Here is a 16,224-nt window from a genome sequence, read left to right as displayed (position 1 = left end):
TGAGCGGACTCAGAAGACCCAGCGCAGCTGGGTAACGACCTCGGTCTGCGCGGGCTGACTCACTTCGTGCAGCGGCCCGTCGGCACGAACCGGCGCCGTCCTGCTGCTCTGTTCCACTGCGGGAATCTGCAGCGGCGCAGGCCGGGCGCCTTCGCGCAGGAAATAGTCAGCGAGCATGCCGAGCACTACCACGAGCCCGATCAGCACCACCATGAGCCAACTGGGCGACCACCACTGGAAACCCTTCATCCTCGAATCCTCCCCTTGGGCGGATGTTCGATCGACCTCGAGACTACGAGCGCACGGCCCATGCCACTCGGGGCCCTGAATACATCGGAAATTCACTCGCTTGCGCCGGCATCCCTGCCAGCTCCGACGGAAATTCCCGTCCTGCTCCCCGGACGGATCACCGCTGACAAAAGGCCCGGAACCTCCCTGTTCCAGGCGGAGTGGTCCTGGGGTGTGTAACGGTCACAAGAGGTGAAAGACCGACGCGCCTTCAGGTACCAGGGATCTCGCAAGGCCTGTGCCAGTCTTTCAAGTTGAAGAATTTCCTTATCGATCAGCGTATTAGCGTCCGGCTCACGACTTCCTTCGCTTGCATGCTGCAAGGCCTGCCGGAAAAGTGCGTGCAACTTGCACGATATTTCTTCATGGCTGGCCACACCGGCAGCCCGAACCAGCTGCGCAAGGCGGAGCCCGGGGTGACGGCGATGTTCCTCACCGGCCCCGGTAGTTCCTGGATTCATGGCATCAGGCGACCGAAATCGCTCCAGGTGGATTGACCCCACTCATTCGGCGGCCATTCAGAGAGCAGCCCGAGCAGACCGAATATCCCCACCAGGCCGAGCAAGAAGTGTGGGCCCGCCAGCGGGGGTTCGGGCGAGTACGAAGGGAGCGCACCTGGTTGGGAAAAGGCCCCCACAGGAATCGACCCTTTCCGCATTCAGGTAAGGGAAAAGGGGCAACGCCCGTGCCGGAAATCCCCGGAAATCAGCAATCTGGACCTGCAGCCCAGTGTTCCTGCGCTTGCATGCTGCAAGCCGTGTAGGAAAAGCGCGTGCAACTTGCACGATGATTCTTGGACTAACTTTCTATGACTCGGAAATGGAGCGAGATCATGGAACAGGCAAGCGAGAACCAGGGACGAATTCTCTTGGTGGATGACGAAGCCGCCATCCTGCGCACTTTCCGTTACTGCCTCGAGGATGAGGGCTACAGCGTCGCCACGGCGGGCAGCGCGGCGCAGGCCGAGGCGATCCTGCAACGGCAGGTGTTCGACCTGTGCTTCCTCGACCTGCGCCTGGGCGAGGACAACGGCCTGGATGTGCTGGCGCAGATGCGCGTACAGGCGCCCTGGATGCGCGTGGTGATCGTCACCGCGCACTCGGCCGTGGATACGGCGGTGGACGCCATGCAGGCCGGCGCCGCCGACTACCTGGTCAAACCCTGCAGCCCGGACCAGTTGCGCATGGCTGCGGCCAAGCAGCTGGAAATGTGCCAGCTCACCGCGCGCCTGGAAGCCCTGGAGGGCGAGATGCGCCGCGCCGGTGAAGGCCTGGCGTCCGAGAGCCCGTCGATGATGACGGTGCTGGAAACCGCACGACAGGTGGCCGGCACCGACGCCAACATCCTCATCCTCGGCGAATCCGGCACTGGCAAGGGTGAGCTGGCCCGCGCCATCCACGGCTGGAGCAAGCGGGCGAAGAAGTCCTTCGTCACCGTCAACTGCCCTTCGCTGTCGGCAGACCTGATGGAAAGCGAGCTGTTCGGCCACAACCGCGGCGCCTTCACCGGGGCCAGCGAAAGCACCCTCGGCCGGGTCAGCCAGGCCGACGGCGGCACCCTGTTCCTCGATGAGATCGGCGACTTTCCCCTGAGCCTGCAGCCCAAGCTGCTGCGCTTCATCCAGGACAAGGAATACGAGCGTGTGGGCGACCCGGTGACCCGCCGTGCCGACGTGCGCATCCTCGCCGCCACCAACCTCGACCTGGAGGAGATGTCCCGCGACGGCCGCTTCCGCGAGGACCTGCTCTACCGCATCAATGTGATCGCCCTGAGCCTGCCGCCGCTGCGGGAGCGCCACGAAGACATCCTCGACCTCGCCGAGCGCTTCCTGGCGCGCTTCGTCGGCGACTACGGGCGCCCCGCGCGCGCCTTCAGTGAGGCGGCGATCTCGGCGCTGCAGGGTTACCGCTGGCCAGGCAATGTGCGAGAGCTGCGCAACGTGATCGAACGCGCCAGCATCATCTGCAACCAGGAGGTGGTGGACGTCAGCCACCTGGGGTTGGGCGACACGCCCGCCGCCAACACGCCGCGAGTGGGTGGGCCCCTGAGCCTGGAGGAACTGGAGCGGGCGCATATCGCCGGGGTGCTGGCCAGCAGCGACACCCTGGACCAGGCCGCCCGCACCCTCGGCATCGACGCTTCCACCCTGTACCGCAAGCGCAAGCTCTACGGCCTCTGAACGAGGCAAAGGCCATGCGACTGCGCACGCGGCTGTTCCTGAGCATCTCGGCACTGATCACCGTCGCCCTCGTGGGCCTGTTGCTGGGGCTGGTCAGCGTGACCCAGATCGCCGGCTCCCGGGAGCGGCTGATCAACCAGTCTTTCTCGACCCTCGACATCGGCCAGCGTATGCGCCAGCACCTGGGCGACCAGATGGTCAACTTGCTGGGCGAGGAAGTGGACGTCGCGGCCCTGCAGGACGCCCAACAGAGGTTCATGGAGGCGCTGAAGGAAGGTCTGGATTCGACCTCCGATCCACAGGCCCACGAGCATTTCGAGAAGATCGCAGCGTCCTACCAGGTCTTCCTCGATGTCGTGCGCCAGCCTGCCAGCCTGCGCACGACCCTGCTGGACCAGCGCGAGACCGACCGCGCCCTCGACGCCCTGCGCGCCAACCTGGCGGAGCTGCAACGTCATTCCCTGTCCATCGTCAGGACGGCGGAAACGGCGACCCGTGACCGCGCCCGGATGATCGCCGGGCTGCTCGGGCTGGTCAGCGGCGCCGTGCTGTTGATCGGTTTCATCACCGCCCAGGGTATCGCCCGTCGCTTCGGTGCGCCGATCGACGCCCTGGCCAAGGCGGCCGACCAGGTGGGGCGGGGAGATTTCCAGGTCACCCTGCCGTTGTCGCCGGTGAACGAGATGGCTGCGCTGATCCGCCGCTTCGGCCTGATGACCGAGGCCCTGCGCCTGCTCAAGGAAACCAACGTGGAGAAACTGCTGGGCGAGCAACAGCGCCTCAAGGCGGTGCTCGACAGCATTGACGATGGCCTGCTGATCCTCGATCGCCAGGGACGCATCCAGCACGCGAATCCGGTGGCCCAGCGGCAGCTGTCCTGGGAGGAAGTGCCGCATGGCCACCTCCTGTCCAAGGCGCTCGGCCGAGCGGAACTGGACGAGCAGGCCCAGCGCGTACTGCGCGGCGATCCTCTGGAGGACGAGCCCGAGGACCTGGTGGTCATGGCCGAAGCCGAGCAGCGCCTGCTGAGCTGGCGCATGGTCCCGGTGGCGCTGGAGGGCGGGCGCGTGCTGGGCGGGGTGATGGTGCTGCGCGACGTGACCGAGGAGCGCGCCTTCGAACGGGTACGCAAGGAGTTCGTGCTGCGCGCCTCCCACGAACTGCGGACGCCGGTGACCGGCATGCAGATGGCCTTCGGTCTGCTCAACGAGCGGCTGCGCTTCGACCCGGAAAGCCGCGAGGCCGACCTGCTGGCAACCGTGGACGAAGAGATGCAGCGGCTGGTGCGGCTGATCAACGACCTGCTGGATTTCTCCCGTTACCAGAGCGGCGTGCAGGCCCTGGAGCGTGAACCCTGCGACCTGGAAGAACTGCTCTGTGCCTTGCGCCAGCGCTACAGCGCCCAGGCCAGCGAACGCGGTATCGGGATCGAGCTGGAACTGCACCCGCCGCTGCCACGGGTGAAGCTGGACCGCCTGCAGATCGAGCGGGCGCTGGACAACCTGGTGGGCAACGCAATCCGCCACAGCCCGGACGGCGGACAGATCCGCCTGCAGGCCCGGCGTCACGGCGAACGGGTGCTGCTAGGCGTGGCGGACGACGGCGACGGTGTGCCCTACAGCCAACAGGCGCGAATCTTCGAACCCTTCGTGCAGGTCGGCCACCGCAAGGGCGGCGCCGGCCTGGGCCTGGCGCTGTGCAAGGAGATCGTGCAGCTGCATGGCGGGCGCGTCGGCCTCTATTCACGGCCGGGGCAGGGGGCGCAGTTCTATATGACCTTGCCTGTGTGATCCCAGGCCAAGAATTGCCGGCCGAGACCTGTGGGAGCGAATTCATTCGCGAAACGGGCCGAAGGACCGTCCAGCGGGGCTGGGAAAATCGGGCAGCGGAGCTGCCCTTCGCGAATGAATTCGCTCCTACGAAAAAGCAGCTCCTGCACGCGCCCGGGCTCAGTGCCGCATCCCATTGAGCACCAGCAGCAACGCGGCGGTTTCGGCGTCGGGCTGGCCGTCGAACAGCTTCTGGCGGTACTTCATCTGGAAGGCGGCGATGACGTTGCGGGTTTCCTTGTCCAGCACGCCGGTCTGCGGCGTGGTGTAACCCTGGCGCAGCAGCTGCTGCTGGAACCAGCCGACGGTGGGCAGGGCCGCGACGAAGCGCGCCTGCTCGCGGGCCACCGCGTTGGCATCCGGCCAGGGCACGAGACCGACGTCGGCCAGCCGCTTCCAGGGGAACAGCGGGCCCGGATCGACCTTGCGCTGGGGGGCGATGTCGCTGTGGCCGATGATGCTGCCCGGCGGCAGGTTGTGGCGCTGGACGATGTCCTTGAGCAGCAGGATCAGGGCATCGATCTGCTCGTCGCTGTAAGGCTGGTAGACCCGGCCACCCGGGGCTTCGCGATAGCCATCGTTGACCAGTTCGATGCCGATGGTGCTGGCGTTCAACCAGGTGCGGCCCTGCCATTCGCTTTCCCCGGCGTGCCAGGCACGGCGGTTTTCGTCCACCAGGCGGTAGATCTTCGCCGGGTGGTCGCCGATCAGGTAATGGCTGCTGACGCCGTCGCGGGTCAGCAGGCGCAGGGAGTTCTCCATGTTGGTGGAGGTGTAGTGCAGCACCACGTACTGCACGCGACTGCTCTGGCTCACCGAGCGCTGGCTGTCGTCGATGCGCAGCCCGCCGGCGCAGCCACCCAGCAGTAGGAATGCAAGGCTCAGAACGAGGGTCTTCATGGGTTCAGGTGAAGGACGCTTTGCAGGTTGTCGAGCAGCATGTCGACGCTGAGCATGATCAGCAGCATGCCGGTCAGGCGCTCCACGGCCATAAGGCCGCGGTCACCGAGGAAGCGCTGCAGGAACGCAGCCTGCAACAGGATCAGGGCGGTGCAGGCCCAGGCCAGGATCACCGCGACATAGAGTTCCCAGAGTTCGCCCTGGTGAGTGTTGCGCAGGGTCATCAGCACGGCGAGGGCCGATGGGCCGGCCACCGCCGGGGTGGCCAGGGGCACCAGCATCGGCTCGCCGCCGGGCAGGTCGCCGAGCACGCCTTCCGGGCGCGGGAAGATCAGCCGCAGGGCGATGATGAAGAGGATGATGCCGCCTGCGATGGCGATGGATTCGCGGGACAGGCCCAATCCGCTGAGGATCTTGTCGCCGAAGGTGAGGAACAGCAGGAGCAGGGCGAGGGCGAACAGCAGCTCGCGCAGGGCCACCTTGAGGCGGCGCTCGGGGGCCACTCCCTTGAGCGCGGCGATGAAGATGGCGATGTTGCCGAAGGGGTCGGTGACCAGAAAGATCAGAACGGCAATGCCGAGGATTTCCATGAGGTGCTCCCCTGAACCAATGGGCAGAAGTGTAATGGCCGGTTGCGCCGTCGTCTGCGCACAGGCCGCACTCCCTGGTGGCGAACCTGTTGCGAAATCTTCCCTGGCGCGACGCCTGGCCAAAGGGCGCGGATTATAGCCTGAGGCCACCGTCGTTATCGGACATGGGGACTTCGAGCCGGGATGAACGGCGGCGTGGCTTCTTCAGGCTGCAGTTAATGTTGTAGCTAGGGGTTCCCAGCCGAGGAAATCGCCATGCGCCGCGCGCTGCTCTGGTTGAAGCAGGATCTCAGGCTCGACGATCACCCGGCGCTGCAGGCGGCGCTCCAGGCCGATCGCCTGTTGCCGCTCTACGTCTTCGATCCCGCCCTGCTTCGTCCCTCGCGGTTCGGCGCGCGCCGGCTCGGCGTGCATCGCGCGCGCTTCCTGCTGGAAAGCCTGGCGGCGCTGGATGCCGGCCTGCGCCAGCATGGCTCACGGTTGATGGTGGTGCAGGGCCACGCCGAACTGGTGATTCCCGCCCTGGTGGAGCACCTCGGACTGGATGAGGTACTGACCCTGGAAGAGATAGCCCCCTACGAGCGCGACGAGCTGCGCCGGGTGCGCCATGCCCTGGGCGTGCAGCTGAGCGAGCTGCCGGGCAACAACCTGCTGCGCGAGGAAGAGCTGCCCCGTCCCTTGAACGAGCTGCCCTCGGCCTTCAACCAGTTCCGCGATCTGCTGGAAACGCGCATCCATGTGTTCCAGCCACGCCCCGCCCCCTACAGCCTGCCGCCGCTGCCCAGTGGCGCAGCCAGCCTGATGGAACCACTGCCGACCTTGTCCCGCCTGGGCCTGGGCGAACCCCTCGGGGTGCCGGCCACCGCCTTTCCGTTCGCCGGCGGCGAGCCCGCGGCACTGGCGCGGCTGCGCGACTACCTGTGGGAAACCCAGGGCGTGCACCAGTACCTGGAATCGCGCAACGGCATGATCGGCAACGCGTACTCGTCCAAGCTGTCGCCCTGGCTGGCCAACGGCAGCCTGTCGCCGCGACGCGTGGCCGCCGAGCTGCACCGCCTGGAAGCGCAGCACGGCCGCAGCGAGTCCACCCAGCAGTTGCGGATGGAGCTGCTTTGGCGCGAGTTCTTCCGCTGGACACTGCTGCGCTACGGCAACGCCCTGTTCCGCGCGGATGGGCTGAAAGCCACGGCACGGGCACCAAAAAACCTCGATGAGCGCTACCTGCACTGGTGCAACGGGCGTACCGGCATGCCGCTGGTGGACGCCAGCATGCGCGAAATGATGGCGACCGGCTGGATGTCCAATCGCGGCCGCCAGATAGTCGCGGCCTACCTGGTCAACGACCTGCAGCAGGACTGGCGCTACGGCGCGGCCTGGTTCGAGGAACACCTGCTGGACTACGACCCGGCGAGCAACTGGGGCAACTGGGCCTACCTCGCCGGCGTCGCCAGCGACCCGCGACGCGCCCTGGCCTTCAACGCCCTGCGCCAGGCTCGCCAGTACGATCCGGAAGCGACCTACGTCAGCCTCTGGCTGCCCGAGCTGCGCGGCCTGCCGATTGAACAGCGGCACACGCCGTTCATGCTCAGCGAACTCCAGTTCGCCGGGCTCGACTATCCGCGCCTGGAGCACATTCCGGAAACCTGGAAGCCCTATCTCTCCAGCGCGGCCTGAGGGCTCAGACCGGCTGAGGCACGCCCCGCGCGCCGGCTTCGCCACCTCCGGACGGCGGCTGCACCAGCGCCAGCTCGACGCGGTTTCGCCCCTGGTGCTTGGCCCGATAGAGCGCCTGGTCGGCACGCTGGAAGGCGGCGTCACTGGGCTCACCGGCCATCAGGGTGGTCAGCCCGGCGGAGAGGGTGATGGACACCCGCTCGCCCTTGAAGTGGAAGGGGCAGGCCTCGATGGCCGCACGCAGGTTCTCCAGCAATCGCTCGCCGCCGTCCACGGGGGTGGAAGGCAGCAGCAGGACGAACTCCTCGCCACCGAAGCGGGCGATGAAGTCGGTCTTGCGCAGGCGCCGGCTGAGTTCGCCGGCGATGATCTTCAACACCTTGTCGCCGGCCAGGTGGCCGAAGCCGTCGTTGATGCGCTTGAAGTGGTCGATGTCGATCACCGCCAGCAGCAGGTCGCCGCCGTAGCGCTGCTGCCGCGCCTGTTCGATCTCCAGGCGCTCGTTCCAGGCAGCGCGGTTGGGCAGGCCGGTCAGGGGGTCCTGCAGGGCCTTCTGGCGCTGGACCTCGAGGTTGTCGTGGAAGACCCTGGCTTCGTCTTCCATGGCTGCCACCCGCGTCATCAGTACCTGCAAGCGCTCGCCCACTTCCTGCTCGCGGGCCGAGCGTTGTTGCTGGTAGCGGTTCATGGTGTCGAGCAAGCCGTCGAGGCGATGCTCGAGGCTCTGCTTGAGATGGTCGAGGTCGGTGGCGTCCTGCACGCTGGCCTGCAGGCCACTGACGTGTTCGCGCAGCTGGTCGTCCAGGGCGCGGGCGCTGTCCAGCGACTCGGCATAACCTTCCTGGGCGGCGCTGAGGTTTTCGAGGAACAGCGCCAGCCGCTGGTTGAGCTGTTTGAGATAACCGGCGAACTCGCGGTGACCATTGTCGGTCACCGCCAGCACCAGCACGCCGAAGTCATCCAGCACCGGCACCAGTTCGTACCAGTTGAGCCCACCCTCCAGGCGCTGGCGCAGCAATGCTGCCTGGGGCTGGTGATGTTCGGGCAGGTCCAGCTCATCCAGCAGTGAACGCAGGCTGTCGGCCACGTGGGGAGCGATGGCGCTGTAGCCGGGCTCTGGCTGGGCCGGCAGGGCGTACTCGGGGTCACCCTCTCCGGTCAGGATGGAGGCGGCCAGCGGCAGGCTGTCGAGGGTGCTGCTGCGCGCTGGGGCAACCGAGACGGGCACTGCGGGCGCGGGTTCGACAGGCGCTGGCAGCGGGCGGGTGGCAGCAGGATCTGCGTCGGTCGGCGTCGGGTGGTCAACCGGCTCGGGCAGGGCCTCGGCCCGGGGAGCGGCTTCGCCCGCCGGGGAACGCTCCTGGACTTGCGGAGCGGCAGGAACGGCTGACGCAGGGGCGGCTTCGGCCGAAGGCTCGTCGCGTCCGTTGCCGAACAGGCGTTGCAGCAGGCCGGGCCTGGCGACCGTCGCGTCTTCGCGGGCAAGCGCTTGCAGCGCCTGGCCCTGGAGCACGCCCAATTCAGCCAGCACTGCAGGCAGCTCGCGGGATTGGCGCGCACGCTCGTCGATGCGCTTGGCGAACTGCTTGAGGCCCTTGCGCACGTCACGGGGCAGGTCAAGGGCAAGCAGGCGGCTGGTGATGCCGGTCAGGGCGCTGACGTTCTGTTCCACGCGCTGCTGGCGGCGTTGCTCGGAGTCCAGCACGGCCTTTTCCAGGCGCGGAATCAGGGCCGCGAGGCCGGCGTCCATCTGCTCGCCGCGGATGATTTCGCGCAGCTCCTGCATGCACTGGTCGACTGCCTTGTCGGAGCCCTCGGCCGCCAGGGAGCTGCGCACCAGGCCGCGACGCAGGAGGTCGAGGCGGGCATCCCAGCGCTTCTCCAGCTTCTCCTGCTGTTCGAGGTTTTCCAGGTATCTGGCTTTCCAGCGCTGGGCGTCATCGCTCATGCAGGGATTCCGCGCTTGGGTTGGCTGAGGGCCAGGGGCAGGTCGGCCTGCAGTTCGACGGGCAGGCGAATGTCCACGGCCACGGGCAGGTGGTCGGAAATGGGTTGGCTGAGCACCTCCACCCGCTCCAGGGTCAGGCTGGGGCTGAGCAGGATGTGGTCGAGGCAGCGCTGTGGCCGCCAGCTGGGGAAGGTCGCCTCGACCTGCGGGGCCAGGAGGCCCAGCTCGCGCAGCGGCGAGCGTTCCAGCAAGTCGTTGGCGTGGGTGTTCATGTCGCCCATCAGCACCAGGTGGCGGTAGCCGGCCACCAGTTCGCGGATGTAAGCCAGTTGGCGAGTGCGGGTACGCGCGCCGAGGGACAGGTGCATCATCACCACGGCGAGAGCCTCGGAGCCCTTGCCGAAGCGCATCAGGATCGCGCCACGACCGGGCGGCCCCGGCAGGGGATGGTCCTCCAGCAGGCTGGGCTGCAGGCGGCTGAGCAGGCCATTGCTGTGCTGGGCGAGGCGCCCGAGATTGCGATTGAGCTGCTGGTACCAGTAGGGGAAGTCGCCAAGCTGGGCGAGATGCTCGACCTGGTTGACGAAGCCGGAGCGGATGCTGCCGCCGTCCGCTTCCTGCAGGGCGACCAGGTCGTAGTCGCCAAGCAGACTGCCGATGCGCTGGAGGTTTCCGGCGCGGCCCGTGTGCGGCAGCAGGTGCTGCCAGCCACGGGTCAGGTAGTGATGGTATCGCTCGGTGTTGATACCGACCTGGATGTTGAAACTGAGCAAGCGCAGGCGGCCATTGGCGGGCAGCCCGCCCCTGTCGCAGTGGGGGTTCACCCGTGCATCGCACGAGCTCGCCGCCCGCTCACCCACCCAGCGTCGCAGCATCGGGCGAATGCGCCGCTTACTTCGCGGCGCGCTCCTTCTCGATCAGGTGTTCGGCGACCTTGAGGGTCTGCTCCGGGCCACCCGAGGAGCTGATGTCGAAACGGTACTTGCCATTGACCACCAGGGTCGGGACGCCGGTGATCTGGTAGGCCATGGCCAGTTTCTTGGCTTTCTCCATCTGGCCCTTCACGGCAAAGGAGTTGTAGGCCTTGAGGAAGGCGTCCTTGTCGACGCCCTGGCCAGCGAGGAATTCAGCCATCTCTTCCGGGGTAGCCAGCTTCTTGCCTTCCTTGTGGATGGCATCGAACACGGCTTTGTGCACCTGATGCTCGACCTTCATGCTTTCGAGGGTGATGAACAGCTGGCCGTGGACGTTCCACAGGCCACCGAACATGGCGGGAATGCGCACGAAATTCACGTCTTCCGGCAGCTTCTCGGCCCAGGGGTTGAGGGTCGGTTCGAACTGATAGCAGTGCGGGCAGCCGTACCAGAACAGCTCCACCACTTCGATCTTGCCGGGTACGGACACCGGAACCGGGCTGCTCAGCTCGACGTACTGCTTGCCGGCCTCGATGTCGTCAGCCTGTACGGCACTCACGCCCAGCAGGCTGGCACCGGCAAGAACGGCGGAAAGGATCAGGTTACGCATGCTTCACTCCTTGAGGGGTAATGGGGCCGCGAAGGCCATGATTCGACCTGCGACTACACAGCGGGTTCCGGCCATTGTAGCGGGCCGCAGAACGAAAAAGGGTGGCCGAGGCCACCCTTGTTCAGATTCCAGACAACGGGTCTTAGTGCAGACCCTGGATGTAGCTGGAAACCGCTTCGATATCCTTGTTGCTCAGCTTGGCCGCGATGCCGCGCATGACCATGCTGTCGCCATCGTTGGTGCGGTTGCCTTCGCGGAAGTCGGTCAGCTGTTTGGCCACGTACTGGGCATGCTGGCCGCCCAGGTGCGGGAAGCCGGCAGCCGCGTTGCCGGAGCCGTCAGGAGCATGGCAGCCGGTGCAGGCAGGCATGCCTTGTTCCAGCTTGCCGCCACGGAAGAGGGCTTCGCCACGAGCGACCACTTTCGGGTCGGCGGCACCGACGCTGCCCTTCTGGCTGGAGAAGTAGGCGGCGATGTCGGCCATGTCCTGGTCGCTGGTGTTGGTCAGCAGGCCGGTCATTTCCAGCACGGTACGGTTACCGGCCTTGATGTCCTTCATCTGCTTGAGCAGGTAGCGCTCGCCCTGGCCAGCCAGTTTCGGGAAGTTCGGGGCGGCACTGTTGCCATCCGGACCGTGGCAAGCGCCACAAACAGCGGCCTTGGCCTGACCAGCCTTGGCGTCGCCAGCGGCGTGGGCCATGCCGGTGATGCCCAGGGTCAACAGCAGACTCACGATTACTTTGTTCATCAGCTAATCCAACTACGGCTAAAGGGTAAAGGTGTTATGTGCCGGGCTACTTTATTGGCTCATCCACTGGATGACGGCCTTGTAGTCCTCGGCACTGCAATCCATGCACAGGCCTTTCGGCGGCATGGCGTTCAAACCATTGGTGACGCTCTGCACCAGAGTGTCCATGCCCTTGGCCAGTCGCGGTTCCCAGGCAGCCTTGTCGCCTTTTTTCGGCGCCATCGGCAGCTGACCAGAGTGACAGGCACCACAGGCCCTGTTGAAAACCGCTTCCGGATCCTGAGCCGCCTGAGCGGCGAAGGACAGCGCCGCAAGGCTAGCGACGAGCAGTACTTTCTTCATGATCAACCTCATCGGGAGGGCATTGCCGCGCATTCTTTTCGTGCGTCGGTCGTTGCCGTGGACACCAGACCCTGGGGGATAAAGCGCACACTAAATCTGCGGCATTATATACTGGCGAGGCATAAACGGAAACGAAACCGCCCTATGCGACACCGCGTCGCACCCCCTGGATTCCCCATGTCATTGAAGAACCCCATTCTTGGCCTGTGCCAACAGGCCCGCTTCCTCATCAGTGCCGCCAAGGTCGACCAGTGCCCGCCAGACAGCGGCCTGGAAGTAGCCTTCGCCGGACGCTCCAACGCCGGCAAGTCGAGCGCGCTGAACACCCTGACCCACGCGAACCTGGCGCGAACCTCGAAGACGCCTGGCCGCACCCAGCTGCTGAACTTCTTCTCCCTGGACGAAGAACGCCGCCTGGTGGACCTGCCGGGTTACGGCTACGCCAAGGTGCCGATCCCCCTCAAGCAGCATTGGCAGCACCACCTGGAGGCCTACCTCAGCAGCCGCGAAAGCCTCGCCGGCCTGGTGCTGCTGATGGACATCCGCCACCCGCTCACCGACTTCGACCGCCTGATGCTGGACTGGTCGAGCGCCGGCAACATGCCCATGCACATCCTGCTGACCAAGGCCGACAAACTCGCCTTCGGCGCGGCGAAGAACGCTCTGCTCAAGGTGCGCCAGGAAATCCGCAAGGGTTGGGGCGAGGGCGTGAGCATCCAGCTGTTCTCGGCGCCCAAGCGCCAGGGCGTCGAGGAAGCCCACGCAGTGCTGGCGCACTGGCTGCAGCTGGATCAGGAAGAAGGCGAGGCCGAAGCCTGAATTCCGGGCAAAAAAAACCCCGGACTTCGTATGGGGAGGGGGAAGTTCGGGGTCTAAGTCTGAACCGCTAGGGCGGGGTCCAGATATCTGCCAACACTAAACACAGCAAAAGGAGCATCGAAAGGCTTCACCAGCCATTCATGTGTGTGACTCCCCTGCCTCGCAGAAAGTTCAGACCGCCCATAAAAACAATTCGCTATCAAAATAATCTGTTTATTCGATCAGGAACTAAGCATCTGTTTCAGCCCTGAAACAGATGCCCGCCACGAAGGCGCACTCAGTGCGCCTCATCCCAGTTGTCACCCACACCCACTTCCACTACCAGCGGCACATCCAGTTCGGCGGCACCGCTCATGAGCGGACGAATCTGCTCGGATACCTGATCCACCAAGTCCTCGCGCACTTCGAGCACCAGTTCGTCGTGCACCTGGAGGATGACGCGGACGTCCAGGCCGCTTTCCTGCAGCCAGTTATCCACAGCTACCATGGCGCGCTTCATGATGTCCGCCGCGGTGCCCTGCATCGGCGCGTTGATCGCGGTGCGCTCGGCGCCCTTGCGCATGGCCTGGTTCTTCGAGTGGATTTCCGGCAGGTACAGCCGGCGACCGAACAGGGTTTCGACGAAGCCCTGCTGCGCAGCCTGCTCGCGGGTGCGCTCCATATAGGCCAGCACACCCGGATAGCGGGCGAAGTAGCGGTCGATGTAAGCCTGGGCTTCCTTGCGCTCGACGCCGATCTGCTTGGCCAGGCCGAAGGCGCTCATGCCATAGATCAGGCCGAAGTTGATCGCCTTGGCGCTACGGCGCTGGTTCGGGGTTACCTCGTCCAGCGGTACGCCGAACACCTCGGAAGCGGTGGCACGGTGCACGTCGCGGTCATGGCGGAAGGCGTCCAGCAGGCCTTCATCCTTGGCCAGGTGGGCCATGATGCGCAGCTCGATCTGCGAATAGTCCGCCGCCAGGAGCTTGTAGCCCTTGGGCGCGACGAAGGCCTGGCGGATGCGCCGGCCCTCGGCGGTGCGGATCGGGATGTTCTGCAGGTTCGGATCGGTGGACGACAGGCGCCCGGTAGCCGCCACCGCCTGGTGGTAGGAGGTGTGGATACGCCCGGTGCGCGGGTTGATCTGCTCCGGCAGTCTGTCGGTGTAGGTGCTCTTGAGCTTGCTCAGGGAGCGGTACTGCATGATCACCTTGGGCAGCTCGTAATCCTGCTCGGCGAGGTCGGCGAGCACGTTCTCGGCGGTGGAAGGCTGGCCGGTCGCAGTCTTGGCCAGCACCGGCAGGCCGAGCTTTTCATAGAGGATGGCGCCAAGCTGCTTGGGCGAGCCGAGGTTGAACTCCTGGCCGGCCAGATCGTAGGCCTGGCGCTCCAGCGCCACCATCTTCTCGCCCAGTTCCAGGCTCTGCTGGCCCAGCAACTTGCCGTCGACGAAAGCACCGTTTCGCTCGATACGCGCAAGGACCGGTACCAGCGGCATCTCGATCTCCTTCAGCACCTTGGCCAGGGACGGGATCGCCTCCAGCTTCTGCCACAGGGTCTGGTGCAGGCGCAGGGTGACGTCCGCATCTTCGGCGGCGTAGGGGCCGGCCTGCTCGATGGCGATCTGGTCGAACGTCAGCTGCTTCGCGCCCTTGCCGGCGATGTCCTCGAAACGGATGGTGCTATGCCCCAGGTACTTGAGGGACAGGCTGTCCATGTCGTGGCGCGTGGCAGTGGCATCCAGCACGTAGGATTCGAGCATGGTGTCGAAGGCGATGCCCTGCACGGCGATGGGTGTCGTGGCATTGGCCAGGACGTTCATGTCGTACTTGGCATGCTGGCCGACCTTGGCCTTGTTCGGGTCTTCCAGCAGCGGCTTGAGGGCCTTGAGCACGGCGTCGCGGTCAAGCTGCGCCGGTACGCCCATATAGCTGTGGGCCAGGGGCACGTAGGCGGCTTCACCGGCTTCCACGGCGAAGGACACGCCCACCACCTGCGCCTGCTGGGCGTCGATGCTGGTGGTTTCGGTGTCGAAGGCGAACAGCGGGGCGGCCTCCAGCTTCTTCAGCCAGGCATCGAACTGCGCCTGCTCCAGGATGATCTCGTAGCGCGCCTCGGCCTCGGCGGGCGCGGCTTCGACGAGCTCCAGCTGCTCGCCGTCGGACTTGGCCTGGCGCTGCAGGTCGTCCAGCCAGGTCTTGAATTCCAGGGTGCGATACAGCTCGGCCAGGGCCTCCCGGTCGGGTTCGCCGGGGTGCAGGGCGTCGATCTCGACGTTCAGCTCCACGTCGCACTTGATGGTCGCCAGCTTGTAGGACAGGTAGGCCATGTCCTTGTGCTCTTCGAGCTTGGCCGGCAGGCCCTTGGCGCCGCGGATCGGCAGGGCGGGCACCTTGTCCAGGCTGGAATAGAGGACGTCCAGGCCCCCCCCTACGCCGGTGAGCAGGCCGAGGGCGGTCTTCTCGCCGATGCCGGGCACGCCGGGGATGTTGTCCACCTTGTCCCCCATCAGCGCCAGGTAGTCGATGATGAGCTCAGGACCGACACCGAATTTCTCCTTCACGCCATCCACGTCCAGCGTGCTACCGGTCATGGTGTTGACCAGCGTAATGTGCCCGTCGACCAACTGCGCCATGTCCTTGTCGCCGGTGGAGATCACCACCGGACGCCCGCCCGCCGCACTCTGCCGGGCCAGGGTGCCGATCACGTCGTCGGCTTCCACGCCCTCCACACAGAGCAGCGGCAGCCCCAGTGCGCGCACGCTGGCATGCAACGGCTCCACCTGAACGCGCAGCTCATCCGGCATCGAGGGGCGATTGGCCTTGTACTCGGCGAACATTTCATCGCGGAAGGTGCCGCCCTTGGCGTCGAAGACTACCGCGAAGGGGCTGTCAGGGAACTGCCGGCGCAGGCTCCTGAGCATGTTCAGCACGCCTTTGACCGCGCCCGTGGGCAGGCCGGCCGAGGTGGTCAGTGGCGGCAGGGCATGGAAGGCGCGGTACAGGTAGGAGGATCCGTCCACCAGGACGAGGGGGGCTTGGCTCATGCGTGAAATCAACCTTTATTCACCGGACCCGAAGTAGAATGGACCGATCATTGACGAGAAGGGACAAGGTTACCATGCGCGCACTGAACCGCCTTTTGCTGGCCAGCCTGCTGGCTCTTGCACCAGTCACCACCTTCGCCGCAGACGAGCCGTCCGCCGAGCCGGACGTGACCATCCGCCAGGAAGGCGACAAGACCATCCAGGAATACCGCGTCAACGGCATTCTCTACGCCATCAAGGTGACTCCCAAGGGCGGCAAGCCCTACTTCCTCGTCCGCGCCGACGGCGAAAACAATTTCGTCCGCTCGGACTATCCCGACATGCTCATCCCAGCCTGGGAAATCTTCAGCTGGTAGCA

General features: G+C 65.7%; 15 protein-coding genes. 6 read left to right on the top strand and 9 right to left on the bottom strand.

Annotation, left to right across the window (positions count from 1 at the left end; genetic code table 11):
• Positions 1-9: 9 nt before the first annotated feature.
• The gene (locus tag FXN65_RS00500; RefSeq protein WP_151131148.1) at positions 10-249 is read right to left on the bottom strand and encodes a hypothetical protein; all 240 of its coding nucleotides are present in this window, start codon (positions 247-249) and stop codon (positions 10-12) included.
• Between the two features lie 380 nt (positions 250-629).
• Here FXN65_RS00500 and FXN65_RS27815 point away from each other — a divergent pair, with 380 nt between their 5' ends.
• The 3 genes from FXN65_RS27815 to FXN65_RS00490 all read left to right on the top strand — a co-directional run bounded on the left by FXN65_RS27815 (position 630) and on the right by FXN65_RS00490 (position 4,257).
• The gene (locus FXN65_RS27815; RefSeq protein WP_178119255.1) at positions 630-785 is read left to right on the top strand and encodes a hypothetical protein; all 156 of its coding nucleotides are present in this window, start codon (positions 630-632) and stop codon (positions 783-785) included.
• 335 nt (positions 786-1,120) lie between these two features.
• The gene (gene algB / locus FXN65_RS00495) at positions 1,121-2,467 is read left to right on the top strand and encodes a sigma-54-dependent response regulator transcription factor AlgB (RefSeq protein ID WP_151131147.1); all 1,347 of its coding nucleotides are present in this window, start codon (positions 1,121-1,123) and stop codon (positions 2,465-2,467) included.
• 14 nt (positions 2,468-2,481) lie between these two features.
• A complete protein-coding gene (locus tag FXN65_RS00490; RefSeq protein WP_151131146.1) occupies positions 2,482-4,257 on the top strand; it encodes a KinB sensor domain-containing domain in 1,776 nt (591 codons plus the stop codon).
• Between the two features lie 159 nt (positions 4,258-4,416).
• Here FXN65_RS00490 and FXN65_RS00485 read toward each other — a convergent pair whose 3' ends face one another.
• On the bottom strand, positions 4,417-5,196 hold the full coding sequence (locus FXN65_RS00485) for an N-acetylmuramoyl-L-alanine amidase (RefSeq protein WP_151131145.1): 780 nt from the start codon (positions 5,194-5,196) through the stop codon (positions 4,417-4,419).
• Positions 5,193-5,786, bottom strand: coding sequence for a MarC family protein (locus FXN65_RS00480; RefSeq protein ID WP_151131144.1), 594 nt, complete (start codon positions 5,784-5,786; stop codon positions 5,193-5,195). Before FXN65_RS00480 ends, FXN65_RS00485 begins: the two co-directional genes overlap by 4 nt.
• Positions 5,787-6,041: 255 nt before the next feature.
• On the opposite strand from FXN65_RS00480, the gene FXN65_RS00475 reads away from it, so the two are divergent.
• Positions 6,042-7,460, top strand: a complete 1,419-nt coding sequence (locus FXN65_RS00475) for a DASH family cryptochrome (protein WP_151131143.1) — start codon at positions 6,042-6,044, stop codon at positions 7,458-7,460.
• A 4-nt stretch (positions 7,461-7,464) separates the two neighbouring features.
• Here the strand turns inward: FXN65_RS00475 and FXN65_RS00470 are convergent, their stop codons facing one another.
• From FXN65_RS00470 to FXN65_RS00450, 5 genes are all read right to left on the bottom strand, one after another.
• Positions 7,465-9,408, bottom strand: coding sequence for a GGDEF domain-containing protein (locus FXN65_RS00470; RefSeq protein WP_151131142.1), 1,944 nt, complete (start codon positions 9,406-9,408; stop codon positions 7,465-7,467).
• Positions 9,405-10,283 (bottom strand): endonuclease/exonuclease/phosphatase family protein, encoded by an 879-nt coding sequence (locus FXN65_RS00465; protein ID WP_151131141.1) that lies wholly within the window; start codon positions 10,281-10,283, stop codon positions 9,405-9,407. The genes FXN65_RS00470 and FXN65_RS00465 overlap by 4 nt, the downstream gene beginning before the upstream one ends.
• A 16-nt stretch (positions 10,284-10,299) precedes the next feature.
• Positions 10,300-10,932, bottom strand: coding sequence for a thiol:disulfide interchange protein DsbA/DsbL (locus tag FXN65_RS00460; protein WP_151131140.1), 633 nt, complete (start codon positions 10,930-10,932; stop codon positions 10,300-10,302).
• Between the two features lie 142 nt (positions 10,933-11,074).
• Positions 11,075-11,680 carry a c-type cytochrome gene (locus FXN65_RS00455; RefSeq protein ID WP_151131139.1) on the bottom strand — a complete coding sequence of 202 codons (606 nt, stop codon included), beginning with the start codon at positions 11,678-11,680 and terminating at the stop codon, positions 11,075-11,077.
• Positions 11,681-11,731: 51 nt separating this feature from the next.
• Entirely contained in the window at positions 11,732-12,022 is a 291-nt protein-coding gene (locus FXN65_RS00450) for a c-type cytochrome (RefSeq protein WP_151131138.1), read from the bottom strand.
• Positions 12,023-12,199: 177 nt separating this feature from the next.
• On the opposite strand from FXN65_RS00450, the gene yihA reads away from it, so the two are divergent.
• Positions 12,200-12,841: a ribosome biogenesis GTP-binding protein YihA/YsxC gene (yihA, locus tag FXN65_RS00445; protein ID WP_151131137.1), complete on the top strand. Its 642-nt coding sequence runs from the start codon at positions 12,200-12,202 to the stop codon at positions 12,839-12,841.
• A 277-nt stretch (positions 12,842-13,118) separates the two neighbouring features.
• Here yihA and polA read toward each other — a convergent pair whose 3' ends face one another.
• The gene (gene polA, locus FXN65_RS00440) at positions 13,119-15,866 is read right to left on the bottom strand and encodes a DNA polymerase I (RefSeq protein WP_151131136.1); all 2,748 of its coding nucleotides are present in this window, start codon (positions 15,864-15,866) and stop codon (positions 13,119-13,121) included.
• Positions 15,867-15,940: 74 nt separating this feature from the next.
• Between polA and FXN65_RS00435 the strand changes: the two genes are divergently transcribed.
• The gene (locus FXN65_RS00435; protein ID WP_151131135.1) at positions 15,941-16,222 is read left to right on the top strand and encodes a DUF2782 domain-containing protein; all 282 of its coding nucleotides are present in this window, start codon (positions 15,941-15,943) and stop codon (positions 16,220-16,222) included.
• Positions 16,223-16,224: the final 2 nt, after the last annotated feature.

Origin of the sequence: Pseudomonas lalkuanensis (genome assembly GCF_008807375.1) — a bacterium.
GTDB lineage: Bacteria > Pseudomonadota > Gammaproteobacteria > Pseudomonadales > Pseudomonadaceae > Metapseudomonas > Metapseudomonas lalkuanensis.
This window is presented reverse-complemented; position numbering and strand designations above follow the sequence as displayed.